Annotated in this window: 24 protein-coding genes; 21 read left to right on the top strand and 3 right to left on the bottom strand. The window is 51.9% G+C overall.

The features are described 5' to 3' along the window. The first annotated feature begins 30 nt into the window (after positions 1–30). The 8 genes from lpdA (at position 31) to CTH_RS11710 (ending at position 7,498) form a co-directional block, all read left to right on the top strand. Positions 31–1,410, top strand: a complete 1,380-nt coding sequence (gene lpdA / locus CTH_RS11745; protein ID WP_107754031.1) for a dihydrolipoyl dehydrogenase — start codon at positions 31–33, stop codon at positions 1,408–1,410. A 139-nt stretch (positions 1,411–1,549) separates the two neighbouring features. Further along, the gene (locus CTH_RS11740; protein ID WP_078665314.1) at positions 1,550–2,782 is read left to right on the top strand and encodes an RNA-guided endonuclease InsQ/TnpB family protein; all 1,233 of its coding nucleotides are present in this window, start codon (positions 1,550–1,552) and stop codon (positions 2,780–2,782) included. Between the two features lie 133 nt (positions 2,783–2,915). Then, the gene (locus CTH_RS11735; protein ID WP_278307548.1) at positions 2,916–3,188 is read left to right on the top strand and encodes a CopG family ribbon-helix-helix protein; all 273 of its coding nucleotides are present in this window, start codon (positions 2,916–2,918) and stop codon (positions 3,186–3,188) included. 2 nt (positions 3,189–3,190) lie between these two features. Next, positions 3,191–3,541, top strand: coding sequence for a type II toxin-antitoxin system PemK/MazF family toxin (locus tag CTH_RS11730; RefSeq protein WP_078665312.1), 351 nt, complete (start codon positions 3,191–3,193; stop codon positions 3,539–3,541). A gap of 74 nt (positions 3,542–3,615) precedes the next feature. Beyond that, entirely contained in the window at positions 3,616–4,191 is a 576-nt protein-coding gene (locus CTH_RS11725; RefSeq protein WP_078665311.1) for an ANTAR domain-containing response regulator, read from the top strand. Between the two features lie 205 nt (positions 4,192–4,396). After that, positions 4,397–5,725: a type I glutamate--ammonia ligase gene (gene glnA / locus CTH_RS11720; protein ID WP_078665310.1), complete on the top strand. Its 1,329-nt coding sequence runs from the start codon at positions 4,397–4,399 to the stop codon at positions 5,723–5,725. Positions 5,726–5,847: 122 nt separating this feature from the next. Beyond that, on the top strand, positions 5,848–6,783 hold the full coding sequence (locus tag CTH_RS11715) for a hypothetical protein (RefSeq protein WP_078665309.1): 936 nt from the start codon (positions 5,848–5,850) through the stop codon (positions 6,781–6,783). A gap of 13 nt (positions 6,784–6,796) precedes the next feature. Beyond that, positions 6,797–7,498: a gamma-glutamyl-gamma-aminobutyrate hydrolase family protein gene (locus CTH_RS11710; RefSeq protein WP_078665308.1), complete on the top strand. Its 702-nt coding sequence runs from the start codon at positions 6,797–6,799 to the stop codon at positions 7,496–7,498. Positions 7,499–7,520: 22 nt separating this feature from the next. On the opposite strand, the gene CTH_RS11705 is transcribed toward CTH_RS11710, so the two are convergent. Next, positions 7,521–9,227 carry a sigma-54 interaction domain-containing protein gene (locus CTH_RS11705; protein ID WP_107754028.1) on the bottom strand — a complete coding sequence of 569 codons (1,707 nt, stop codon included), beginning with the start codon at positions 9,225–9,227 and terminating at the stop codon, positions 7,521–7,523. A 238-nt stretch (positions 9,228–9,465) separates the two neighbouring features. Between CTH_RS11705 and CTH_RS11700 the strand changes: the two genes are divergently transcribed. The 6 genes from CTH_RS11700 (at position 9,466) to CTH_RS11675 (ending at position 17,378) form a co-directional block, all read left to right on the top strand. Beyond that, positions 9,466–11,154, top strand: a complete 1,689-nt coding sequence (locus CTH_RS11700) for an IS200/IS605 family accessory protein TnpB-related protein (protein ID WP_107754026.1) — start codon at positions 9,466–9,468, stop codon at positions 11,152–11,154. Between the two features lie 249 nt (positions 11,155–11,403). After that, on the top strand, positions 11,404–13,563 hold the full coding sequence (locus tag CTH_RS11695) for a Tex family protein (RefSeq protein WP_078665306.1): 2,160 nt from the start codon (positions 11,404–11,406) through the stop codon (positions 13,561–13,563). Positions 13,564–13,576: 13 nt separating this feature from the next. After that, positions 13,577–14,404, top strand: coding sequence for a hypothetical protein (locus CTH_RS11690; protein ID WP_318262687.1), 828 nt, complete (start codon positions 13,577–13,579; stop codon positions 14,402–14,404). Beyond that, entirely contained in the window at positions 14,404–15,534 is a 1,131-nt protein-coding gene (locus tag CTH_RS11685) for an amidohydrolase (protein WP_375804186.1), read from the top strand. The genes CTH_RS11690 and CTH_RS11685 overlap by 1 nt, the downstream gene beginning before the upstream one ends. 27 nt (positions 15,535–15,561) lie before the next feature. Further along, positions 15,562–16,737 (top strand): MFS transporter, encoded by a 1,176-nt coding sequence (locus CTH_RS11680; protein ID WP_078665305.1) that lies wholly within the window; start codon positions 15,562–15,564, stop codon positions 16,735–16,737. 23 nt (positions 16,738–16,760) lie between these two features. Beyond that, positions 16,761–17,378: a DUF3786 domain-containing protein gene (locus tag CTH_RS11675; RefSeq protein WP_078665304.1), complete on the top strand. Its 618-nt coding sequence runs from the start codon at positions 16,761–16,763 to the stop codon at positions 17,376–17,378. Positions 17,379–17,401: 23 nt separating this feature from the next. Here the strand turns inward: CTH_RS11675 and CTH_RS11670 are convergent, their stop codons facing one another. Further along, positions 17,402–17,830, bottom strand: a complete 429-nt coding sequence (locus CTH_RS11670) for a hypothetical protein (protein ID WP_078666339.1) — start codon at positions 17,828–17,830, stop codon at positions 17,402–17,404. Positions 17,831–17,897: 67 nt separating this feature from the next. Continuing rightward, positions 17,898–18,557, bottom strand: coding sequence for an N-acetylmuramoyl-L-alanine amidase family protein (locus CTH_RS11665; RefSeq protein WP_078666338.1), 660 nt, complete (start codon positions 18,555–18,557; stop codon positions 17,898–17,900). A gap of 111 nt (positions 18,558–18,668) precedes the next feature. Here CTH_RS11665 and thiL point away from each other — a divergent pair, with 111 nt between their 5' ends. From thiL to CTH_RS11630, 7 genes are all read left to right on the top strand, one after another. Continuing rightward, positions 18,669–19,673, top strand: coding sequence for a thiamine-phosphate kinase (gene thiL, locus CTH_RS11660; RefSeq protein WP_078666337.1), 1,005 nt, complete (start codon positions 18,669–18,671; stop codon positions 19,671–19,673). After that, entirely contained in the window at positions 19,674–20,162 is a 489-nt protein-coding gene (tsaE, locus tag CTH_RS11655; protein WP_107754024.1) for a tRNA (adenosine(37)-N6)-threonylcarbamoyltransferase complex ATPase subunit type 1 TsaE, read from the top strand. Then, positions 20,143–20,895, top strand: a complete 753-nt coding sequence (tsaB, locus tag CTH_RS11650) for a tRNA (adenosine(37)-N6)-threonylcarbamoyltransferase complex dimerization subunit type 1 TsaB (protein WP_079907668.1) — start codon at positions 20,143–20,145, stop codon at positions 20,893–20,895. Before tsaE ends, tsaB begins: the two co-directional genes overlap by 20 nt. Then, positions 20,858–21,322: a ribosomal protein S18-alanine N-acetyltransferase gene (gene rimI / locus CTH_RS11645; protein WP_242946660.1), complete on the top strand. Its 465-nt coding sequence runs from the start codon at positions 20,858–20,860 to the stop codon at positions 21,320–21,322. The genes tsaB and rimI overlap by 38 nt, the downstream gene beginning before the upstream one ends. Before the next feature lie 3 nt (positions 21,323–21,325). Further along, the gene (tsaD, locus tag CTH_RS11640) at positions 21,326–22,330 is read left to right on the top strand and encodes a tRNA (adenosine(37)-N6)-threonylcarbamoyltransferase complex transferase subunit TsaD (protein ID WP_107754022.1); all 1,005 of its coding nucleotides are present in this window, start codon (positions 21,326–21,328) and stop codon (positions 22,328–22,330) included. A gap of 82 nt (positions 22,331–22,412) precedes the next feature. After that, positions 22,413–22,715, top strand: coding sequence for a hypothetical protein (locus CTH_RS11635; RefSeq protein ID WP_078666334.1), 303 nt, complete (start codon positions 22,413–22,415; stop codon positions 22,713–22,715). Between the two features lie 227 nt (positions 22,716–22,942). Then, entirely contained in the window at positions 22,943–24,244 is a 1,302-nt protein-coding gene (locus CTH_RS11630) for a phenylacetate--CoA ligase family protein (RefSeq protein ID WP_078666333.1), read from the top strand. The last annotated feature ends 5 nt before the right edge of the window (positions 24,245–24,249 follow it).

Raw genomic sequence — 24,249 nt, 5'->3', positions numbered from 1 at the left:
CAGGAAGACACGACAAGGGAGGTAACAGCTATGAATTACGACATTGTCATTTTAGGCGGTGGTCCTGGGGGGTATGTAGCTGCTATCCGGGCGGCTCAGTGGGGAGCCAGGGTAGCAGTGGTGGAAAAAGAAGAACTGGGTGGTACTTGTCTGAACCGGGGCTGTATTCCCACCAAAGTGTTTACTGCGGCGGCAGGGCGGATGGCCCAGTTAAAGGAAGCAGCTGATTGGGGACTCGAGACCGGGCCGGTTCAGATCCAATGGGAAAAGATTTTAAATCGTAAAAATCAGGTGGTAGCACGGCTGGTCAAGGGAATTCACTTCCTGTTCAAAAAGAATAAAATTACCCTGGTAAAAGGAACTGGACGTTTAACGGGAACTAACCAGGTCACGGTAAATACACCAGAAGGAGAAGAGCTGGTACTGACTGGACAAAACATCATACTGGCTACAGGTTCGGAACCAGCTTTAATTACAGCCCTGGGTTATGATGGCCAGCGGGTAATCACCAGCAATGAGGCTTTGAATCTGATGGAGATTCCCAGGCGCCTGGCGATTATCGGTGGCGGTGTTATCGGCTGTGAATTTGCCTCGATTTTCCGGGAAATGGGCAGTGAAGTTACGGTAATCGAAGCTATGAAATCCATTCTGCCCACAGTGGATCCGGAAATCAGCCGTCAACTGGGAGTTATCTTCCGTAAAGCTGGCATCAGTGTCAAAGCCGGGGTTAAAGTGGAACAGGTGGAAAAGGGGGAGGAAATTACTCTTACTTTGTCCAACGGGGAAAAAGTAGCGGCTGACCTGGTTTTGATTTCGATTGGTCGTCAGCTCAATACCAGAGGTATTGGCCTGGAGAATTTAGGAGTAGCTTTGGGAGAAAGAGGAGAGGTGCTGGTAGACGAATATGGACGTACCAGCGTGCCGGGTATATATGCTATCGGGGATATTACCGGCAAACTGCAGCTGGCCCATGTAGCCAGTTATCAGGGCCTGGTAGCAGTAGCCCATATCCTGGGCAAGGAACTGCCGCCCCTCAAAGTGGAAGAGGTTCCAGCCTGTATTTTTACCCGACCGGAAATTGCCACGGTGGGTTTGACTGCCCTGGAAGCAGAAGCCAGAGGATATAAAGTTAAAACTGCCAAATTTCCCTTTATGGCTATTGGTAAAGCCCAGGCCATGGGGGAAACTGAGGGATTTGTCAAAATCGTTACTGAGGCGGAAAGCGGGGAAATTCTGGGCTGGCATATTATAGGGCCCCACGCCAGTGACCTGATCGCTGAGGGAACTCTGGCCCTGGTCAACCGTTTGGGACTTGCGGGGATTACCCGCACAGTTCATGCTCACCCCACCCTGGCGGAAGCTATGCTGGAGGCAGCAGAGGTAGCCCATGACCTGGCCATCCATATTTAGAGTAATGGGGGAGCGCGAGGGGGCAGTAATCCCCCTCAATTCATTGAGGGGATACACGGACCCCCTCACTCTGATATTTACAGAAATTTCATGTTATGTTATCATAATGGTATAAAGACGAAAACCAGGAGGTAATTGGATGCCTTTAATCACTCTCAAGGCGCAGGTCCACGCAGATTCTCAGACCGAAGCTGTTCTAAAAGACGCCATGTTCTGTGCCACCAAGGTCTACAACGGCCTCCTGTGGCACCTGCGGGAAGAGTACAAAGAAAACGGGAAAGTAAATATTTCTCGAAAGAACCTCAACCGCATCTTAAAGGAGCTACCCAGGGTCAAAGGGTATTACTCGATGTCAGTCCAGCTCACCCGTGATGAGGTACGGGAAGCATATAGGTCTTTCTTTGCTCTCAAGAAAAAGGGTCTCACACAACACAAGGCTCCCGGCTTCCGCCATAAAAATTATCTTTCTCCGCTCAAATATGTCCAAAGCGGGTTCAGGGTAGATAAAAACAGAGTCACTCTGAGTCTGGGCACCAGCCGGGAAGATGGTGTAAAACAGGTTTCTTTCCGCATATCTCACCGTCCTGGTATTGAGTACGACCGGGTGCGGGAGCTTTCCATCACCTACGACAAGATTTCCGGGCAGATAGAGGCCCGTCTGGTGGTGGAGGTTAAGGCCCGTGAAAATAGCGGGACGGAGAGAGTAGCGGTGGACCTCGGGGAGACGGTCCTTATGGCCTGCGCCTTTGGCGATGGCACGGTAACGCTTTACTCCGGCAGGCTAGTCAAGGCCATAAGGCGGTACTGGCAGAAGGTACGGGCCAGCCTTCAACGGAATTCCCGGAGATGGGGACAGGTAGCGCACCGGGAGAAGAAGCAGGTAGAACAGTTACTGCACGTAGCCACGTCCCACTTCATTGCAGAGTGTGTGCGGCGGGGCGTGAAGGAGATAGCCATAGGTGACATCAACGGTATCCGTGAAAGCACCGACTATGGGGACCAGCTGAACCAACGTCTGCACGCCTGGCCGTACCGGAAGCTCATCAACATGCTCAAGTACAAGGGTGCTTTGGCGGGGATTGTGGTCCGGGACGACGTGAATGAGAGAGGTACGTCAGTCACTTGCCACGTCTGCGGGCGCGTCTTGTCCTCCAACCGGAAAAGCCGGGGGTTATACGAGTGTTCCTGCGGCTGGAGGGCGCAGGCGGACGTGAACGGGGCCTTGAACATTTTCGAGAAGAAGTACAAGGTATCTCCCATAAAGGGGAGTAGTGGCCGTGTGGCGCGGCTCGTGGTCCTGTCGTTCCGTTTGGGATGGCACGGAGTCCACGAACCAAAGCGCGGGGATAAAAACCTGCGTGCATCCGCTTAAGGATGCCCCTCAATTTATTGAGGGGAGGACGTCACTGTATAGGGTCTGCCAATATTGACAATACTATGGTAGACGTATATAATAAAGCATGGTCTCTTGATATACGGTATGAACCTAACAGGGGGTGTGGAGCTTGGCTGAATCCAGAAGGGTGATGATCAGCCTGCCCGATCAATTGCTGGCTGAGGTGGATGGTCTGGCTTCAGCGGAAAAACTGAACCGCAGCCAGTTATTTCGTGAAGCTGTCCAGCACTATATAGCAGAACGAAAAAAACGGCAGATCAGGGAGCAAATGATCCGCGGCTATATGGAAATGGCCCCGATTAACCTGTCTCTGGCTAACGAGTATATGGGCCTGGAGGTCGATGGAACCCTTCCCCTGTGGCAAGCGGCAGAGGGGGAATAAGTATGCGGATTCGCCGCGGTGATATCTTTTACGCAGAGCTTAGCCCGGTGGTGGGCTCAGAACAGGGCGGAACTCGACCAGTTCTGGTCCTGCAAAATGATATTGGCAACCAGCATAGTCCCACCACCATAGTGGCGGCCATTACTTCCCAGATCAGTAAAGCCAAACTCCCCACCCATGTGGAGATTAAAGCTAAAATCAGCGGTCTGGAAAAGGATTCTGTGATATTGCTGGAACAGATTCGCACCATCGATAAAAGCCGGCTGAGGGAGAAAGTTAGTACTCTGGATGAGGAGATCATGGAAAAAGTTAACCGGGCTATTGCTATCAGCCTGGGGTTGGAAGAAATATAGCAGGAGAGAAAGCCTGCCCTGTTCAGGGGCAGGCTTTTCTGCTAAAATAAAGGAGTGGAGAGGAGGAAAGAACGGTGCAGTTGCGCACAGTGGTAGCTGAAAAAGATGGCAGAACCAGAAATAAAATCAAGGAAATTTTAAGCCGGGCTGGCTTTATTGTTATTGGGGAGGCCAGTGACAGTGCCACGGCTTTGACCCTGGCCCGGGCTACTCAGCCAGATCTGGTGGTACTGGCTACCAATTTGCCTGGCTTGCCTTATTTGGAACTGGTGCGCATTCTGGACCAGGAACGGCTGGCCCCTGTACTGGTACTGGCCAATTATTCTCAAGCAGAGGAGCTGCGAACAATAGTACAGACCAGCTGGGCTGTCTCCTATTTATTGAAGCCGGTAAATGAACTGAATTTGCTGCCGGCAGTGGACCTGGCTCTGGCCCGCTTTCGTCAGAGTCAGGAGCTGATCCGGGAGATTCAGTCTTTAAAAGACGACCTGGAAACCCGTAAATTGCTGGATCAGGCTAAGGCCATGCTGATTAAGTACCGTCAGATGACAGAGGAACAGGCTTATCGCTATATTCAAAAACTGGCTATGGACAAACGTCAAACCAAGGCAGAAGTAGCCAGAGCTATAATTCTGGCTTTTGCTGAATAATCCTGTATACATTTTTAAACCTCTTGTCAACATTTACCCTGCATGTTATACTGATAATGTAATTAAATACTGGGCAAGATACAAAGGGGTATCTTGGTTAGGGCAATGGCGCCTTTGGGTTCACCGGCAATATTATGTTGGTGTGTCCTGAAGGCGTTTTGTATTTTTTGTATATTTATTATAGTAAAGGAAGGTGTGTGGAAAAATGGCATTAACCAAAGAAGATGTACTGCGTTTGGCCCAGGAAAACAATGTGAAGTTTGTCCGCCTGCAATTTGTGGACATTCTGGGCACTGTCAAAAATGTGGCTATCACTGTTGAACAGCTGGAAAAGGCCCTGGATGGGGAAATGATGTTTGATGGCTCTTCCATCGAAGGGTTTGTGCGGATTGAAGAATCCGACATGTATTTAAAGCCTGACTATGATACTTTCCTGGTTCTGCCCTGGCGGCCTCAGGATGGTGCAGTGGCCCGCTTGATCTGCGATGTATATACTCCTGAAGGCAAGCCCTTTGACGGTTGTCCTCGCGGTACCCTGAAGCGGATGCTGGCTAAAGCCGCTGAACTGGGTTATACCATGAATGTGGGTCCCGAATGTGAATTTTTCCTTTTCCATAAGGATGAAAAGGGCAAACCTACTACTATTACTCATGATGAAGGCGGTTATTTTGACCTGGCTCCTGTTGACATGGGTGAAAATGCCCGCCGGGATATGGTTCTGACCCTGGAAAAAATGGGCTTTGAAATCGAAGCTTCTCACCACGAAGTGGCTGAAGGCCAGCATGAAATTGACTTCAAATACGCTGATGCTTTGCGGACTGCAGACAATATTGTAACTTTCAAGACTGTAGTGCGCACAATCGCTCAAATGCACAATCTGCATGCCACCTTTATGCCGAAACCTGTTTTTGGCATTAACGGTTCCGGTATGCATACCAATGTCTCCCTGTTCAAAAACGGGCAGAATGCTTTCTTCGATCCCAATGGGGAGTACCAGCTGAGCAAGGATGCTATGTACTTTATCGGTGGTATTGTTAAGCATGCCCGTTCCATTGCGGCCATCACCAACCCGCTGGTCAACTCCTACAAGCGGCTGGTGCCGGGCTATGAGGCCCCTGTCTATGTAGCCTGGTCTCCCAAAAACCGCAGTCCGCTCATTCGGATTCCGGCCAAACGGGGCATGTCCACCCGGATTGAGCTGAGAAACCCAGACCCGGCCTGCAACCCCTACCTGGCTCTGACTGTGATTCTGGCTGCTGGTCTGGATGGTATTCTCAACAAGATTGAGCCTCCGGCTCCTACTAATCGCAATATCTACGATATGACCGAGGAAGAAAGAATTGCTGAAGGTATTGCCAGCCTGCCCGGCTCCTTGCAAGAAGCGCTGGAAGAAATGAAAAAGAGCGAGCTGGTCCGGGAAGCTCTGGGTGAACACATTTTCAGCAAGTATGTGGAAGCCAAAACTGCTGAATGGGATGACTACCGCACCAAGGTTACCCAGTGGGAACTGGACAACTATCTGGCTCGTTACTAAAAACTAAAAACAGAAAGGCCTTTGCCAGTCCGGCAAAGGCTTTTTTGATTGTTACGGCAGGAATTAATTGAAGAAGAGCGAATATTTAGTAAATAGTAAAGGTTTTAGGGGGGATGGAGCCTATGGCCCAGTGTCAAGGGGAGGAACTGCAATTAAAACAAAAAGCAGAGGGAGGGCTGGTTCCGGGGTTAGTTTTGCTGGCCTTATTAAGTCTGGCCGGACACGCAATTTTTTATAGTACCAGTCCAGTTCCTAAAGTGGAGGGTGTGAAGACTCCCGTTTGGACCAAACCGGCCCAGGTGGTTCAGACACAGCCGGTAGTAAAAGAAGATAAGGAAAAAATGGATAGCAAAGTACTGAAATTAGAGAAAACTATCACGACCCCTGTGGGAAATATTACTATCTCTGAAGTTTCCCTTAATAGCACTGACAATCCCATCTATGGTGAAAAATTCGGGCATGTAGTCAAGGGAACAATCACATTAAAGCCGGAATATACTGAATTAAAGGGTATGGAGTTTGTCTTCTTGAAAGGGCAAGAAGAGGTAACCGGCCATTCCCAGGTGAGCCAGCTGAATAAGACCGGGCCAGGTCAGTACCAGTTTCTCTGGGCAGTAGCTGCTGATGGGAAGACCTTGCCCACGGCTCTAATGTTAAAGCGAATGGAAGTACCTACTGAACAGCAGAAATTTTCCTGGCAGGTGGAATGGCTGGGCTGGATGACTAACAGCAAGGATGATAATGGCAATATCGAATTGAGTGACCAGCAGGCTCAGCCCCAGACCATCGATGGCCAGGTCTGGCAACTGAAAACCATTGACTATGCCACTGGCACGGTGATTCTGGCGGCGAAAACAGAAGGAGCAGAGCTGGAGGTAGTTGCGGCAACGGCCACCAATGATCGGGGTGAGACTATGACCCTGACCCCGAAGCTGGAGGAAGGGCAGCTCATATTGCCCTTAGGCCGTACTGTTTTTACTGATAATGCCCGCAGTATTAAACTGGAACTGGTAATCAACAAAGGCGGTCTGGAAGTGAATGAGAAACTGGAATTTTAAGGAGGGGGCCGCGATGCGCCCGATTATTGGCATTACCTGTAACTTGATTAATAATGGCACAGTCCATTCCCTGAACGTGGATTATGCTCGGGCGGTGGAAGCGGCTGGCGGCATGCCGGTAATTTTGCCGGCAGCCTGTACTGAATGCGCGGGACAGATTTTACACATGCTGGACGGCCTGATTTTAAGTGGCGGAGGTGACCTGGATCCGGCTTTCTTTGATGAGGAACCCGTACCGGGGCTGGGGGAGATTACTCCAGAGCGGGATTTGTTTGAACTGGAACTGACCAAACAGGCCTTGAAGGCAGATCTGGCCATTCTGGCTATCTGCAGGGGTATGCAAGTATTAAATGTAGCCATGGGCGGGACCCTGTATCAGGATATCAATAGCCAGCTGGACAGGGTGTTGAAACACCGCCAGGAAGCACCGCGCTGGTATGCCAGTCATAAAGTTAGTATCAAGAATGGTAGTTTATTGAGTCGGATTTTACAAAGCCGGGAAGTGCGGGTTAACAGCATGCACCATCAGGCGGTGAATAAGGTGGGCTATGGCTTGAAAGTGACTGCCCAGGCCGCTGATGGGGTTATCGAAGGGGTAGAAAGTGAAAACCACAAGTTTGTGCTGGGGGTCCAGTGGCATCCGGAAGCCATGTGGGCCAAAGACCCCCTGCAATTAAAGTTGTTTACCGCGCTGGTGGAAGCGGCGAAAAAGTAAGGGGGTGTCCTGCCGGACCCCCTTATTCTATGCCATAGTATTTCAGGCGGTTATAGAGCCAGGCCCTGGTGATTCCCAGCAGTTTGGCAGCCTGGGCCCGATTGCCGCCTGACATTTCCAGAGCTTCCCGGATGGCTTTTTCCTCGATTTTTGCCAGTAACTCCGGTAATGGGGTGCCATCTACCAGGCCGGATTTTTCTGATCCCTGGTGCAGATAGGGGGGCAGGTGGTTGAGCTCGATTTGCTGTCCTTCTACCACATTGAAGGCTCGTTCCATTACATTTTCCAGTTCCCTGACATTTCCAGGCCAGTGATAGGTCAAGAACAAATCCCAGACCTGGGGAGAGAGGCGGGTAACTTTTAAGCCGAACTGTTTATTATATTTCTCAATAAATCGTTCTACCAGCAGGCGAATATCCTCTTTCCGTTCCCGTAAAGGCGGTACGTTCAGGGTAACCACATTCAGGCGATAGTAGAGGTCCTGACGAAATTGTCCCTGTTCGATCAGCTCTTCCAGGTTACGGTTAGTGGCGGCAATGATGCGGATATCCACTTTACGGGGGCGGCTGTCACCCAGGCGCTCAATTTCCTTTTCCTGTAATACCCGTAACAGCTTGGCCTGCATGGCAAAAGGCATATCCCCGATTTCATCCAGGAAAATAGTACCCCCGTTGGCTAATTCGAATTTACCAGCCTGACCGCCTTTGCGGGCGCCAGTAAAGGCTCCATCTACATAGCCAAACAGTTCTGATTCCAGTAAGGTTTCCGGTACAGCAGCACAGTTAACTTTGATAAAAGGTCCAGAGCGGCGAGGGGATTCCTGGTGGATGGCATGGGCGATCAATTCCTTGCCTGTCCCGCTTTCCCCACGGATAAGGACAGTGGAAGGACCGCGAGCTACTCGGCGGATAGTTTCTTTAAGTTGGTGCATTTTTGGACTCTGGGCACAGATGTCATCCAGGCTGTAACGAATGCTTCGGTAACGCTTTAATTCCTCCTTGTAAAAATCCAGCTCCCGCCGCAGAGATTGAACTTTATCGGCCAGGGCAATTAATTGATTGACATCTTTAAAAATTACCTTACCCACCGCACCGATAATTTTGCCATCGCGGATAATAGGGTGGCGGGTGACCACCATTTCCCGACCTTTTAGCTTGATTACTTCCCCTATCTGAGGGGTGCCAGTTTCCAGGACGGTATCCATCTTAGTATTCTCTACCACCTGGGAAATGTGCAACCCAATGGCTTCATTAGGGTTGATACCGACCAGTTCAGCAAAGGCGTTATTGATCATGATGACCTGGCCTTTTTCATTGATAACAATAAACCCCTCGTATCCGGCTTCCAGGATTGTCTCCAGGATGCCTTTCAATTCCTTGACGCTTTCCAGTTCATCGGCGATGGTCTGTAATTCCGTGATTTCCTGGGCCACCCCGATGGCGCCGACAATTTCCCCATTCTGGTCAATAATGGGGGTGCGATTGGCCACAAACAAAGCGCCATTAGAGTAAAATTTACGGCCGATATGGGGTTTGCCGGTTTCCATGCACTTAATTAAACCGCTTTTAGGTACTACCTCGGAAATGTGGCGGCCAAGGGCTTCTTCCATCGGCCAGCCAAAAACCCGTTCACAGGATTTATTATAGACAATCACCCGGCCTTCCCGGTCTATACCCAGCACTTGATTGTGAATGGAGTTAAGGATGATGTTTTCGGCGATTTTGCTCATTTTTTCTCCCTCCATCTGCTCCCATTAGTGTTAATATTCGCTGCTGGCCGGTTTTTCCCTGCCGGCCTTTTCTGTTATAATTAACCTGAGGCAGAAAGAAAAAAGGAGGTAAGCAGCAGCTTCAGAAAACTAGACTATAATTGATTGTATTTAACTGTTTTGCTACATTAAAGGTATGGAACTATTATCCATTGGAGAAGCAGCAAAGTCCGGCAGGGTTTCGGGGAGCTGATCAGGAATGCCAGAGAAACACGAGAAGAACAAATTTAGCATAACTGTGTGCGGGGAGTTTTTTCCGGAGATTTACCCGGCTCACCGGTCTTCGAAATGGAGCCGGGGCGAAGAAGACCCGCTGACTACGGAGATGCGTCTCTTCTGTGCCTGTATGCGGTGGGCCTTTAACCGGCTCCTGGAAGGTGCTTCCCGCCATGAAATCAAGAAGTCAGGACAAGAACTTTTCGGGCTGAACTCCCGCTTTGTCGATGACGCCAGACTTAAAGCACAGGCACTGCTGGACTCCCAAACAGAACTGCTGAAGTTAGAAAATGAAGAAACAGAAAAGAAACTGGGCCGGGCCAGGAAGAAGCTCAGCCTGGCTATGAGGAAACTGGCGAAGGCAGAGGAAAAGGGGGCTGCTTCAGAAGTTATTGAAAAGCTCCGCCTGGCAGTCAAGGGGCGGAACAAGCGGGTGGTTTCACTGGCAAAAAGGCTGGCTGAACTGAAGGATTACCAGGAGAAGGGTACAATACCAGAGGTAGTCTTTGGGGGCAGAAGGCTGTGGGAAAAGGTCTGCCAGGGCCGGGCCGCCCGTGAAAAATGGCGGCACGCCCGCAGGAACCGCCTCAACTCCCGGGGAGACGAGAGCAAGGGAGGCAACCCCAACATTAAGATATTTTATGACGGACAGGACTTCCGCCTGGCGGTTTCCCTCTCCCACCTTTCTGAACAGACAGGCATAGATAAACTTGGTCGCCCCAGGATGAGCCAGGCCCCCAGGGTTGAGGGCAAGTTGTGGCTGCCGGAAAAACACCGGGAACTGGTGCAGATATGGCTGACCATGAAGTTACCCTATGCGGTAGAACTGATCCGCACCCTGGAAGGACGCTATTTGGTACATTTGACATTTGAAGTGGTCAGGGTGCAGGAACCGGACTTTGCTAAAGGTTGTCTGGCTATAGACACAAACCCTGATGGGGTAGCCCTGTGTAACGTTAGCGCTTCCGGCCAGCCGGAACCGTGGCCGGAGGGTTTTAATATTCCTTATCCCGGCAACCTGGGCAAGTACGAAGGAGAGTTTCAGGTTATCCCTTACCCGAACGGCTTTCTTTATATCAGAATACCAGACTTAGCCCATGCTTCCAGCTTCCGGCGTAGCTACCTGATAGGCGTTTTAGCCAAAGTAGTGGTAGATATAGCTTTCTTTTTAGGCAAACCCATTGTTTTAGAAAACCTGAACTTTGGCAAAGACAGGCTGGACACTAATAAAAAGTTTAACCGCATGGCTTCCAATTTTCCATTTGCGAAAATGGTAGGAGCAATGTATCGGAGAGCGACAAAAGAAGGGGTGCCTTTCAAGTTAGTATCACCCCGGCATACTTCAACCATAGGTTACTGGAAGTATATGAAACGTTACGCCGTTCCGGTGCATTGCGCGGCGGCACTGGTTACAGGACGCCGGGCAATGGGGTTCAGGGAACGGGTGACTGAAGAACTCAGGCAACTGATATCGCAAATCAAGCAAAACCTGACCCGGAAGGTTAATCCTGATAGACCTGGGGAAGGAAAAGGGATGACCCGTGGGGTCAGGGCCTGCTTGAGGCGGCTGGAGGAGAGGCTTCCTGTGCATAACGGGCTTGCCCAGAGTGAGCAGGAGGCGTATAATTCCGTCTGGCCTGACCTGAAGTTATTGGCCCTGTCCGTACGGTGACCCCGTTTAGCCGGTGTCGGAGAAACCGGTAGGCGTCCTAACAGGACGCGGGAGGCGGAGTTATACTCCCACTGGGAGGTCAGCAAAAACCGGTGCAGTACTCCCGTCCGGGTGGAACTCCCGGGCCGAGGTCCCCTGTCGCCCTGCCCCGCGGGGGCAAATCAAGTATTCGGAAAGGAGGCGAAAGCCTGGTCTGGGGGCCGACTTGACTGAAAATAAAAATAGTCAAGTTTTTTGAACCAGGGCTGGTTGGTGTTTGCCAATCTAATTGCTGCTGAATTAGGGCTAAAACCCTGGCAGGTGGAGAATACCATCAAATTACTGGATGAGGAAAATACAGTGCCCTTTATTGCCCGTTATCGCAAGGAAGCCACAGGAGAACTGGATGAAAACCAGATCCGCATGATTGCGGAACGGGTTAATTACCTGCGCAATCTGGAAAAACGCAAAGAGGATGTTATCCGCCACATTGCGGAACTGGAACAACTGACTCCTGAGCTGGAAGCGGCCATTCGCCAGGCGACCCGCCTGTCGGAGGTGGAGGACCTTTACCGCCCCTACCGGCCCAAACGGCGGACGCGGGCGACGGTAGCCAGGGAGAAAGGGCTGGAGCCTCTGGCCCGTATTCTCTGGGCCCAGGATCCGGCAGCGGGGTCGCCAATAGTAGCAGCTCAGGCTTTTGTCAACCCGGACCTGGGAGTGGAGAGCGCTGAAGCAGCCCTGGCCGGAGCCCTGGATATCCTGGCGGAAGAAGTTTCCGACCAGGCGGAATACCGGCAGTATTTAAGGGAATATACCCGGCGCCACGGCTATATTAAGGCCAAAAAAGTAAAAGAAGGGATCACCCCCTTTGATATGTATGCTGATTATCAGGAACCCCTGAAATCCATTCCGCCCCACCGGGTGCTGGCCATCAACCGGGGAGAAAAGGAGGAAGTGCTGAAGGTGGGCATTGCGGTGGAAGAAGGACCTATTCTGGCCTGGTTAAGGGGCCAAATTATCAAAGATTCAGCTTCACCCTTTGCCGAAGTGCTGACCGAGATGTTAAATGATAGCTATAAACGCCTGCTGGCACCATCTATTGAACGGGAGCTGCGCCAGGAACTGACGGAAAAAGCGGAGGAACAGGCGATCAAGGTCTTTGGTGCTAACCTGAAACAACTCCTTTTACAACCACCAGTCCGCAATGTAAAAGTGCTGGGGATTGACCCGGGTTATCGCACTGGCTGCAAACTGGCGGTGGTGGATGAAACGGGAAAAGTAGTGGCCATAGGAGTGATCTATCCCCATCCGCCCCAGAGCCAGGAGGCCGAAGCCCGGGCTGAACTGGCCAGGCTGGTACAGGACCACGGGGTAGACCTGATTGCCATTGGCAATGGCACTGCTTCCCGGGAAACTGAACAGGTGGTAGCAGCAGCCATTCGGGAATATTCCCTGCCAGTACAATACTGCATTGTTTCAGAGGCCGGGGCTTCTGTCTATTCTGCTTCCAAACTGGCGGCGGAGGAGTTCCCGGATTTTGACCTGACCCAGAGAAGCGCCGTTTCTATTGCCCGCCGGTTGCAGGATCCCCTGGCCGAGCTGGTGAAAATCGAGCCCAAATCCATTGGCGTCGGGCAATACCAGCATGATGTCAATCCCAAACGGCTGGAGGAAGTACTGGGCCAGGTAGTGGAATCGGCTGTAAACAGTGTAGGGGTAGATTTGAATACAGCCTCTTTTGCTTTACTGCAATATGTAGCCGGCATCAAGACCAATGTAGCCAAAAACATTGTAGCCTACCGGGAACAGCACGGCAAATTTCGTACCCGGGCCGAGCTGTTGAAGGTGCCCCGTTTGGGTCAAGCGACTTTCGTGCAATGTGCCGGTTTTTTACGGCTTCCTGATGGGGACAACCCTCTGGAAAATACTCCTGTCCATCCGGAGTCCTACGGGCTGGCGGAGCAAATTCTGGCCCGAATCGGCTTTCAACCTGCTGATTTGAGGCAACCCGAAAGGTTAAAGGCGTTAAGCCAGGCTCTGGCTCAGCTGGATCCGCAGCAGGTAGCAGCGGAACTGGGAGCGGGGGTGCCGACAGTGCGGGATATTTTTGAGGCCTTGCAAAAACCCGGGCGCGACCCGCGGGAGGATTTACCTAAACCCATTTTCCGCCAGGATGTGACCAGCCTGGACAATCTGCAAGAAGGTATGATTCTCACCGGAACTGTACGAAATATCGTTGATTTTGGCGTTTTTGTAGATATCGGTGTGAAGCAGGATGGCCTGATTCATATTTCCCGGCTCACCAGCCGCTATATCAAACACCCGCTGGAAGTGGTCAAAGTGGGAGATATTCTAAAAGTTAAAGTGATCAGCATTGACCGGGAAAGAGGCCGTATCGGTCTCAGTTTGCGAGATGTGGAACAGTAAGGAGGAAAAAACTATGGCTTTGTCTACCCAGGAGATTATGCAGGTTGCACTGGAACTAGCTGGATTAACGGAAGTCCCGCCTGATTCGGGCGTGATTGTACCTGGAGAAAAAATCACCAAACTGGCCGTCGGGATTGATATGGAGACGGCGGAGCTGCTGCTGGCCCGGGAGCTCAAGTGTGATGGAGTATTAAGCCACCACCCCGTGGCGGGTAGCCCCAAGCTGGAGCTCCATCAGGTGATGAATAGCCAGATCGACCGCATGGTAGCAGCAGGAGTGCCTATCAATAAAGCACAAAAGGCCTTGCAAAAACGCAAAGAGGAAGTAGAGCGCGGTACTCATGTTACCAATTATGACCGGGTAACTTCAGCAGCAAAGGCTTTGAATATGCCCTTTCTCAATATTCACTGGCCGGCCGATCTGGTAACAGAGCGGGTGGTACAGAAGCATCTGGATGAGCAGTTGAACGGTAACCCTAAAGCTACTTGCAAGGATGTAGTGGACGCTTTGCTGGAATTGCCGGAATACCAGAAGGCTGCTACCCGGCCCCAGATTCGAGTGGGTTCAGAACAAACCTATGCCGGCAAGGTCTGGGTAGCAATGGCCGGAGGCACTTCCGGAGGACCCGATGTTTTCAAGGCCTATTTTGAAGCAGGAGTAGGCACCCTGATAGTCATGCATTGTCCGGAGGATGTCCTGAAAGCAGTAAGGGAGCAAAATATCGGCAATGTTATTGTTGCCGGCCATATGGCCAGTGACTCCATCGGGATTAACCGCCTCTGTGCGGCACTGGAAGCCAGGGGCCTGGAAATTGTGCGTTTGGCAGGAGTGATTTACTAATGTCTATAAAAGCGATAGTCAACGGTCAGGTCTTTACCATGGCCGGACCGGTATATAAACCAGGAGTAGTTCTCATCGAGGGAGATAAAATAGCAGCAGTAGGGGCAGCTGAAGCTGTGGCCATTCCTCCATCAGCTGAGATTATCGATGCTGCTGGGGCCTATGTTTTCCCCGGGTTTATTGATGCTCATTGTCATGTTGGCATCTATGAGGAGATTTACCAGGTGGAGGGGGATGATGTCAATGAAATGACCGACCCGGCGACCCCTCATTTGCGCGCTCTTGATGCCATCAATCCCGAGGATGTAGGATTCAAGGATTGTCTGGCTGGCGGTGTAACCACTGTAGTGGTAGGGCCGGGCAGCGGGAATGTTATCGGCGGGGAAATGGTAGCCTTAAAGACCTGGGGTCAGGTGGTGGATGAGATGCTTATTCGCCCGGTTGGCCTAAAAGTGGCTTTTGGGGAAAACCCGAAAAAGGTTTATGGGGCCCAAAAGCGCACCCCGTCTACCCGGATGGGAACAGCAGCAATCTTGCGGGAAAATCTGGTAAAGGCAGCCAACTACCTGGCTAAGGAGGATAAGGAACGGGACTTAAAACTGGAGGCCCTGGCCCGGGTGCTCAAGGGAGAAATGCCTTTACGGGCCCATGCTCACCGGGCTGATGATATTGCAACGGCCATTCGGATTGCCCGGGAGTTCGGGGTTAAGATTGTAATTGAGCATTGCACGGAAGGACATAAAATTGCGGATTGGTTGGCCCGGCAACAGGTAGCAGCTATTGTAGGACCAGTTATTACCAGCCGGGCCAAGGTAGAACTGAAGGATAAGACGCCGGAAACCGCCAAAATCCTTCATAATGCTGGAGTACCAGTGGCGCTAATGACTGATGCTCCGGTAATTCCTGCCAATTACCTCAATCTTTCAGCGGCTCTGGTGGCCCGCGAGGGGCTGGAACCCATGCAGGCTCTGGCGGCTATTACCAGTCGGGCGGCGGAGATAGTGGGAATTGCCGATCGAGTAGGGACGCTGGAAGCAGGCAAGGATGCGGATATGGTGATCTGGGACCGCTTCCCGCTGGAGCTGGAGGCCAGGCCATTAAAGATATTTATCGAGGGACGAGTTACTTAAATTGTATAGAAAGGCAGTAGATATGTAATGCAAAAAAAGGCAGTATACTCAATAGCCATCTTGTTCACTATCCTTTTTCTGGTGATGGTAGGGTTTGGGATAATTATTCCCATTATGCCTTTTTATATCAAAAAACTTGGTGGTGGCTCTACGGCCATTGGGCTGTTTATGTCTGTCTATTCGGTGATGCAATTCTTTTTTGCCCCCTTCTGGGGGCGTTTATCCGACCGGATTGGCCGGCGCCCTGTTCTGTTAATAGGTTTAAGTGGTTATGCCCTGACCTTTATTCTTTTCGGTTTGCTCAACAGCCTCTGGTTGATGATCGCAGTGCGGGCCCTTTCAGGAATGATTTCTTCCGCCACATTGCCTACAGCCATGGCCTATCTGGCGGATGTAACGGAAGGCAGTGAACGTTCGAAAAGCATGGGAATTGTAGGAGCAGCCATGGGGCTGGGGATGGTTTTCGGACCAGCCCTGGGAGGCTGGCTGGGCCATTACAGTTACAGTATGCCCTTTTTTGTGGCAGGGGGATTGGCTACATTGCTTATACCCTTTGCCTGGACTTTTTTGCCGGAATCCTTACCAGCGGGAGCCAAGCAGGTGGAAAAAGACAAAACCCGCCTGTCCTGGGCGGTGGTACGCCATCCCTTATTCGTTCTCTTTCTACTGGCATTTGTTATGAATTTCACCATGGCCATGTTTGAAGCCACCTTTGCTTTGCTGGCAGCGGAAAAAATCGGTTTTGGGCCGAAACAGATGGGGACCATGTTTACCTTTCTCGGGTTAATAGGGGTAGTAATCCAGGGAGGCCTGCTGGGGCGATTGTCCCGGCGCCTGGGGGATGCCCGGCTGATTAAAGCTGGCACCTGGCTATCGGGTGCTGGTTTATTGCTGATTATCGCTTCAGCCAGCAAATATCTGATGTATTTGGGAACGGCAGTTAATATGGTGGGTGGATCTTTGCAGGGTCCGACCACATCCAGTCTGGCCAGTAAAGCTAATCGGGGCAGTCAGGGAGCAGCTATGGGTTTATTGCAGTCCTTTGCCAGTCTGGGCCGGATACTGGGTCCTTTAAGTGGCGGTGCCCTTTATGGAATCCATCGGCACCTGCCTTACTGGAGTGGGGCGCTTTTGATTTTTGCTGTAATTATCTTTAGCAGCGACAGGATTACAGCACTGGAGCGGGTAGCGGAAATAGGTTAAACGAAAGGTAGGGGGTAAGGGGGATGAAGTCCAGAGAAGGAGCCTATAGTCCGGCTTTTGCCCGGAGTCGGGCCAAATTAAAGGCGTTAGCTCCAGATACGATTGCGGCCAATAGCGGTTACCGGTATAATACGGATCAGGGTTATTTTGAGCTGGTCAGTTTCGGGGTCGGTTTTCGTGTATCCTATCCGGGCGGGGAAATGGTTTTTGCAGATGACACCGGGACTCCCCCCCTGTGGTGGTCATTGATTCTGCTTAACTATCTTTCTTCTGCCCGGCCCTTGCCCTTAAGCGGAGAATGGGCGTCCTACCGGGATCTTCCTCAAGGGAATGTTTTTTTCCCTGCTTTGAAACGCGATGTGCTGGATAAGCTGGCTGCCTTTTTACAGGTGAACTGGACAATTTGGCGTGAGGCCGGGAATTGTACCGGCTTTGCCGTTATCCCTGGCCGGGCCGATTTGACCCTGGAGGGCTGGTTTGCCCCGCGGGTACCGGTGCGGGTTCTGTTCTGGGAAGGTGATGAAGAGATTGCGCCAGCCTGTCAGATTCTCTTTGACCGGTCTGCCGGAGCACAGATGCATATTGAGGATCTGGCTGCTTTGTGTTATGTAATTAAAGACTTAATAATAAAAGGAGTCTGATGGCAGACTCCTTTTTTCTGGTTTTAATTACTATAAGTATTGATTTCCCTGGCCCCGTAGCGTTTTAGAATATCCAGCGCCTCGCCTACCGAGTCAGTACCCTGTACTGTTACCATCACCCGGCTATCCCGTTCGGAGCGCCAGCTATAAGCACGGCCGGAAGTCACAGGGGTTAAAGCAGATGTAATCATAGCCGGAAAGGCAAACATAGTTGAGAGAGTGGCCCCTACTACCCGGCCGGCCAGCTGGCCACTGGATTGGGCCAGTTGCATGGTATCCCGGGCCAGGTCGTTCCAGGTCTGGGGCAGGTTCCAGTCTTCCTGGACTGCTTCTGGCTGACTTTCTCGCATGATAATAGCCACATTCTGGTTTTGCAAACGGTCGCGCAGCTCGGTAATGGCCTGACGGGCATGTTCTGGAGAATCAAATACGCCTAAAATGGTGGTACCCATTTATCTTCCTCCTCGTCCGTGGTCAGTTATTTTTTATAGTGTTCCTTTTTACAGGAAAAATATACTATCAATGTTGCCAGAAGAAATCGATAATTCCCTGCCTGATTGCCATGGCCAGGTTTTTTTGCCAGTCGGGGGACAGCAATAAGGCTCGTTCCCGGGAGTTAGAGATAAAACCCATTTCCACGATCACCGCTGGCATGGGAGTAGCTCGTAACAGAAAATAGTCGCCTGGTTTGGCAGGACGGCGGTTTTCCGGTTGAACTTTTTTCAACTGGGCCTGAATGGCTTCAGCCAGGCGTTGTCCCTCGGCGGAACCGGGATAATAATAGGTTTCACTGCCCCAGCAGCCCGGATGGCGATCTTTGTTCACGTGCAAACTGATAAACAGGGTGGCACCGGCAGCGATTGCCATTTCAACTCGGGTGGTCAGGTCCTGGCGTTTATCTTGCAGAGAGCAGCGATTGGAAGGGTAGTAATCCCTGTCATCGCTCCTGGTTAGAACTACCTCAGCCCCATCCTGCTGCAATAACTCTGCCAGCTGTAAGGCAACAGCCAGATTGATATCCTTTTCGTAGATATTATCAATAATGGCCCCGGGATCGATTCCGCCATGACCGGGGTCTATCATGATCACCTGACCGGCCAGGGGCGGTTCGGCCCGGGCAGGGCAGACCGCTGTCAGGAAGAAGTAGAAAAAAATAAGCAGTTTTAATGGTTTTCCCATTGTTCAGCTCCTTTCCAACACTTATAGTATTGGCGAATAGAGAGATGATTATGGCAGGAAAATATTATATAATGAAATTTAGTACATTCGATAGAAACTGGAGTGAAACCAATGAAAATTGCTGAACTGGGTGAGTTTGGTTTAATCGAGTACCTGACCAGGAACTGGTCCCCTGGACTGGTGGGAGATGATGCTGCCTGGTTACCTTTGCCGCCGGGAGAGCAGGGACCCATGCTGTTTACCACTGATATGATGCTGGAGGAAGTGCATTTCAGCCGCCGGTTTAGTTCAGCCTATGATATCGGCTGGAAAGCGGTGGCCGTTAATGTCAGTGATATTGCCGCTATGGGGGGCGAACCGTGGACGGCAGTGATTTCCCTGGGAGCAGATAGCTCCTGGTCAGTGGCTGAGCTGGAAGAGCTCTATGCCGGGATGCAGGCTGCGGCCGAAATATATGGTGTGGTGCTGGCGGGAGGGGATACGGTCAAAAGCCGGCAAGGATTAATCCTGAACCTGGCTCTGACGGGCTGGCAACGGGGGCCTCAGCCGCTGGGACGGGATCGAGCTCGGCCGGGGCAATTACTGGCGGTTACCGGACCCCTGGGAGCTTCTGCGGCCGGTCTAGCCTGGTTACAGGCGGGGGGAGAGGGCGATTGTGCCACTCAAGTTGGCGAGGCGGTGACTTTGCACCGGCGTCCTCGGGCCCAGCTGGCGGCCGGGCGCTGGCTGGCGGAAAGGCAGCTGGCTACAGCAGCCAATGATATTTCCGATGGGTTGGCCCGGGAAGTACTGGAAATATGTACAGCTTCCGGAGTGGGTTGTCAGGTGGAGGCAACGGCCATTCCTATCCACGCCGGGGCCCGCAGCATCGCCCGCACCCTGGGTAAAGATGCTCTGGAATGGGCTTTCAGGGGTGGAGAGGATTTTCAATTGCTCTTTACCTGTGCTGAAGCGGACTGGCACCAAATAGAAACGGGGCTGACTGCCCTTGGCTGTCAGCCGGCCCGCATTGGCCGCATTACGCCGCCGGAACAGGGAATGAGGCTGCTTACTGAAAAAGGGCCTGAACCCTGGCCCGCCGGAGGATATGATCATTTTACAGGAGGCAAGGAATAAATGTGGCAGATTGTATCTAACAGTCCGGAAACAACCGCCCTTCTGGGGGAATGGCTGGGGCAGGCTGCAGAAGCCGGACTGATTGTATTTTTGCAGGGGGATCTGGGGGCAGGCAAAACCCACTTTGCCCAGGGAGTGGCCCGGGGGCTGGGAATAACTGAACCTGTTAACAGCCCTACCTTTACTATTATCAATGAATACAGGGGACGTTTGCCTTTCTATCACATGGACTTATACCGTTTGACTGAACCAGAAGAAGGACTGATGCTGGGGATAGAGGAATACTGGTATGGAGATGGTGTAAGTCTGATAGAATGGCCGGAACGCCTGGAGGAATACTGGCCTACCCACTTTCTGCAGGTGGAGATTCAATACGGAACAGAGGAAAACCAGCGCTACATAACAGTAACCGCCTTTGGGGCCTTGCCTGCCAGGGTACTGGCCTGCTGGCGACAGAAAGGAGAAGAACATGGTTTTACTGGCAATTGATACAGCTACCAGGGTAGCAGGTGTGGCTTTGCGCAATGAGGAGAGGTTATTGCTGGAGAAGTTCGTGAATTTGCGCCTGACCCATTCCCAGACCTTGCTGCCAGCCATCGATCAATTGTTACGGGAAGCAGAACTAACGCCCCGGCAGCTCACGGCACTGGCTGTTACCCATGGACCAGGTTCTTTTACTGGCCTTCGTATCGGCCTGGCAACAGTACGCACCCTGGCCCAGGTGCTGGCTATTCCGGTACTTCCCGTTTCCACTCTGGATGTACTGGCCGCTAATTATTGGGGTGGACAGGGCTGGGTTTGTCCCTTGCTGGATGCCCGCAAAAATCAGACTTATACTGCTCTTTACCGCTTGACAGGCGGGGAGCCGGTACGGCAGACTCCTTACCAGGCTTTGACTCTGGAGGAATTGGTGGAGCAACTGGATGCTACTGAGGGGACGATCTACCTGGTAGGGGATGGTGTCGCCGTCTTTGGTCGCGAATTACAGGCGAAACTGGGAGAAAGAGTAGTACTAACCCCGGAACCGCAGCGCTGGCCCCGGGCCGCCTGGCTGGCTGAGCTGGCCTGGCAGCGGCTTCAGGCCGGGGAAGGGCTGGAATGGTCCCGGGTCGAGCCTATGTACCTGAGACAATCGGAGGCGGAAGAAACCTGGGCCAGACGGCAGGGAGGGAGAGACAGAGAAAATGTGGCAAGTACGGCCAATGACCCGGGAAGATGTTAAGCGGGTAGCTGAAATTGAACGGCTTTCCTTCAGTATTCCCTGGTCAGAACAGGCATTTTTCAATGAGCTGGAGAATAATGAGCGCGCTCTTTATCTGGTAGTGGAAGGTCCACCGGGAGTGGTAGGGTTTGTTGGCATGTGGTGTATTGTCGATGAAGGACATATTACCAATATTGCCATTCATCCCGACTGGCGGGGACGGGGATTGGGTAAAAAACTGATGGAAGCCCTGTTAATCGAGGCGGAGCGCCGGGGCCTGGTGGCTGTTACCCTGGAGGTGCGTCCTTCAAACACTGCGGGACAGAGGCTTTATCGCAGTCTTGGCTTTACGGTGGCCGGGCGACGGCGAGGGTACTATCAGGATAATGGGGAAGATGCTCTGTTGATGTGGCTTTATCTGGACCAAGCTGAAGGGAAAGGAGAATGAGGTTTGTATCTTCTGGCAATCGAATCTTCCTGTGATGAAACAGCAGTAGCCATTCTGGGCCCTGCTCCCCGCTTGCTGGCTTCAGTGGTGGCCTCCCAGGTTCCTGTCCATCAAAAATTCGGCGGCGTGGTGCCGGAAATTGCCTCCCGTCAGCATTTATTAACCCTGAATCCGCTGCTGGAACAGGCCCTGCAACAGGCCCAGCTCAACTGGGAACACCTGGGGGCAGTGGCAGTAACCAGAGGGCCGGGTCTGGTGGGTTCCCTGCTGGTCGGGGTATCTGCAGCCAAAGCTATAGCCTGGGCGCTGAATATACCTTTAATCGGGGTTAACCACCTGGCCGGACATATCTATGCCAATTTCCTGGCTCATCCCGGGCTGGAATTACCCGCCCTCTGTCTGGTAGTGAGTGGAGGGCATACTGATCTGATTTATCTGCCGGAACATGGTCGTTTCGAACGTCTGGGTCGCACCCGGGACGATGCTGCCGGTGAGGCTTTTGACAAGGTAGCCCGGGCCCTGGGGCTGGGCTACCCCGGCGGGCCCCTGGTTGACCGGCTGGCCCGGGAAGGGAATCCGGAAGCCATTTCTCTACCCAGGGCTTTTCTGGAAGAAGGGAGTCTGGACTTTTCCTTTAGCGGTTTGAAGTCAGCGGTCCTCAATTATCTCAACCGGGCCCGCCAGCGGGGCGAAGAAGTGAACAAGGCTGACCTGGCGGCGGCCTTTCAGGAAGCGGTTATCGATGTACTGGTGGAAAAGACGCTGCAAGCGGCCGGGAGAACAGGAGTAGAAAGGATACTGCTGGCCGGTGGTGTAGCCGCTAACAGCCGCTTGCGCCAGCGGCTGGAGGAGCGCACACAACAGGCCGGTTTAAAGCTTTATTATCCACCGCTGGATCTATGTACTGATAATGCGGCTATGATCGGGGCTGCCGGCTGGTATCTCTGGCAGGCGGGTTACCGGGATGACTTGTATTTGAATGCTGAGGCTAATTTACCGCTGGTTTGATACTATTGGTACAAGAGGCACAAAAGCCATTACCTCCGCATAAACCTGTAGTAAATACCTCGCAGGAAGTAGGAGAAGAGAAATGAGCAAGGTTGACCCGCAATGGTTATCCGTTTCTCTTCCCAGAGAGAGGTTGTGTCAGTTATTGACTATCATCGAGATGCAGATAAAGGATCTAGAAAAAGCGGGGGTGAAACCGAGTAAATTGCTGGTTGATCGTACCACTTACATGCAATTATGTGCCTATGCAGCACTGCAAAACCAGGCAGCCCCAGTACAGTATTATAACGGCCTGGAACTGATAATCGGGCCTAATCCGCTAGAAGTGCCCTGTGTGTTAGCGGATGCACCGGTAGAATACTGGTTGTGGAAAAGAGAGGATTAAGGCCTCTCTTTTTTTGTGGATATGTGGGTAAATTCGCTGTGCATGTTGTGGAAAAATATTTGTGACCATAGAAAAATCAAGGATTTTATCTGTGGATAAGCCTGTGGATATTGTGGATAAACGAAAAAACGTTTGTTGAAAACTTATTACAGGGCAGCAGGAATTTCCATGTTTTTGGCGAATATATTCCAAAATTTTTACTAACAGGTAAGGGGGAAGTTGGCAGGATGGCAGTAGTGGATCTCAAAACAGAACGGCTGCCGCGGGAAGAGTTAAGGCAAAAGCAGCTGGCAGCTTTGCAGGAAACGGTAAAACGGGTTTATGAAAAAGTTCCATTTTATCGCCAGGCCTTTGAAGCCAGGGGTATTACTCCGGCAGATATCAGGAGTCTTGAAGATTTGCGTTTCTTGCCTTTTACTACCAAACAGGATTTGCGGGATAATTATCCCTTTGGCTTATTTACTGTTCCCAAAGAGGAATTAGTACGAGTGCATGCATCCTCAGGTACTACGGGTAAGCCGACAGTAGTAGGCTATACCCGGCAGGATATTGCCAACTGGGCAGAGTTGATGGCCCGCTGTCTTTCCTGGACCGGGGTCAGGCCGGAAGATACTATTCAGATCGCCTATGGCTATGGCCTCTTTACCGGTGGTCTGGGTTTTCATTATGGGGCAGAAAGACTGGGTTGTACGGTTGTTCCTATATCCGGGGGCAATAGCAAACGCCAGATCATGCTGATGCAGGATTTTGGCACCAATGTCCTGGCCTGTACTCCTTCCTATGCTCTCTACCTGGCAGAGGAGGCAAGGGAACTGGGGGTGGACCCGCGGGAATTGCCGGTACGCATCGGTATTTTCGGTGCCGAACCCTGGTCCAATAACATGCGCAAGGAGCTGGAAGCAGCCTGGGGCATCAAGGCCCTGGATATTTACGGTTTGAGTGAAATCATCGGGCCGGGGGTATCCTGTGAATGTGAAGCCCAGAATGGCTTGCATATCAATGAAGATTACTTCCTGCCTGAAATCATCGACCCGGAAACCGGAGAAGTCCTGCCTGATGGGGAAAAAGGGGAACTGGTTTTCACTACTCTGAATAAGGAAGCCTTCCCGGTTATCCGTTATCGTACCCGGGATATTTCCGTCTTACACCGGGAAACCTGCAGCTGTGGCCGGACTTTTGTCCGCATGGAGAGAGTGATGGGCCGCAGTGATGATATGCTGATCATCCGCGGGGTCAATGTCTTCCCCTCCCAGGTGGAAAGCGTGCTGCTGGAAATCGGGGAAACCGAGCCCCATTATCTGCTGGTGGTAGACCGCAAGGATAATCTGGACCAGCTGGAGATCTGGGTGGAAGTGTCTGAGCGCATGTTCTCCGATGAGGTGCGCCGGCTGGAAGAACTGGAATACAAATTAAGGCAGGAAATCCAGAGTGTCCTGGGCATTTCCGCCAGAATCAAGCTGGTGGAACCCCGGACCATTCCCCGCAGTGAAGGAAAAGCCAAGCGGGTCGTGGACAAACGGGAATTGTAGGAGGT

This window comes from Carboxydocella thermautotrophica (assembly GCA_003054495.1).
Lineage (GTDB): Bacteria > Bacillota.
Note: the sequence above shows the minus strand (reverse complement) of the source record. Positions and strands in the feature narration are given on the sequence as shown.

Bases quoted from the DNA above. Each gene is read 5' to 3' on its own strand.
- lpdA (WP_107754031.1), top strand. From the start codon at position 31: ATGAATTACGACATTGTCATTTTAGGCGGTGGTCCTGGGGGGTATGTA.
- CTH_RS11740 (WP_078665314.1), top strand. From the start codon at position 1,550: ATGCCTTTAATCACTCTCAAGGCGCAGGTCCACGCAGATTCTCAGACC.
- CTH_RS11730 (WP_078665312.1), top strand. From the start codon at position 3,191: ATGCGGATTCGCCGCGGTGATATCTTTTACGCAGAGCTTAGCCCGGTG.
- glnA (WP_078665310.1), top strand. From the start codon at position 4,397: ATGGCATTAACCAAAGAAGATGTACTGCGTTTGGCCCAGGAAAACAAT.
- CTH_RS11715 (WP_078665309.1), top strand. From the start codon at position 5,848: ATGGCCCAGTGTCAAGGGGAGGAACTGCAATTAAAACAAAAAGCAGAG.
- CTH_RS11710 (WP_078665308.1), top strand. From the start codon at position 6,797: ATGCGCCCGATTATTGGCATTACCTGTAACTTGATTAATAATGGCACA.
- CTH_RS11705 (WP_107754028.1), bottom strand. From the start codon at position 9,227: ATGAGCAAAATCGCCGAAAACATCATCCTTAACTCCATTCACAATCAA.
- CTH_RS11700 (WP_107754026.1), top strand. From the start codon at position 9,466: ATGCCAGAGAAACACGAGAAGAACAAATTTAGCATAACTGTGTGCGGG.
- CTH_RS11690 (WP_318262687.1), top strand. From the start codon at position 13,577: ATGGCTTTGTCTACCCAGGAGATTATGCAGGTTGCACTGGAACTAGCT.
- CTH_RS11685 (WP_375804186.1), top strand. From the start codon at position 14,404: ATGTCTATAAAAGCGATAGTCAACGGTCAGGTCTTTACCATGGCCGGA.
- CTH_RS11680 (WP_078665305.1), top strand. From the start codon at position 15,562: ATGCAAAAAAAGGCAGTATACTCAATAGCCATCTTGTTCACTATCCTT.
- CTH_RS11675 (WP_078665304.1), top strand. From the start codon at position 16,761: ATGAAGTCCAGAGAAGGAGCCTATAGTCCGGCTTTTGCCCGGAGTCGG.
- CTH_RS11670 (WP_078666339.1), bottom strand. From the start codon at position 17,830: ATGGGTACCACCATTTTAGGCGTATTTGATTCTCCAGAACATGCCCGT.
- CTH_RS11665 (WP_078666338.1), bottom strand. From the start codon at position 18,557: ATGGGAAAACCATTAAAACTGCTTATTTTTTTCTACTTCTTCCTGACA.
- thiL (WP_078666337.1), top strand. From the start codon at position 18,669: ATGAAAATTGCTGAACTGGGTGAGTTTGGTTTAATCGAGTACCTGACC.
- tsaE (WP_107754024.1), top strand. From the start codon at position 19,674: ATGTGGCAGATTGTATCTAACAGTCCGGAAACAACCGCCCTTCTGGGG.
- tsaB (WP_079907668.1), top strand. From the start codon at position 20,143: ATGGTTTTACTGGCAATTGATACAGCTACCAGGGTAGCAGGTGTGGCT.
- rimI (WP_242946660.1), top strand. From the start codon at position 20,858: ATGTGGCAAGTACGGCCAATGACCCGGGAAGATGTTAAGCGGGTAGCT.
- CTH_RS11635 (WP_078666334.1), top strand. From the start codon at position 22,413: ATGAGCAAGGTTGACCCGCAATGGTTATCCGTTTCTCTTCCCAGAGAG.
- CTH_RS11630 (WP_078666333.1), top strand. From the start codon at position 22,943: ATGGCAGTAGTGGATCTCAAAACAGAACGGCTGCCGCGGGAAGAGTTA.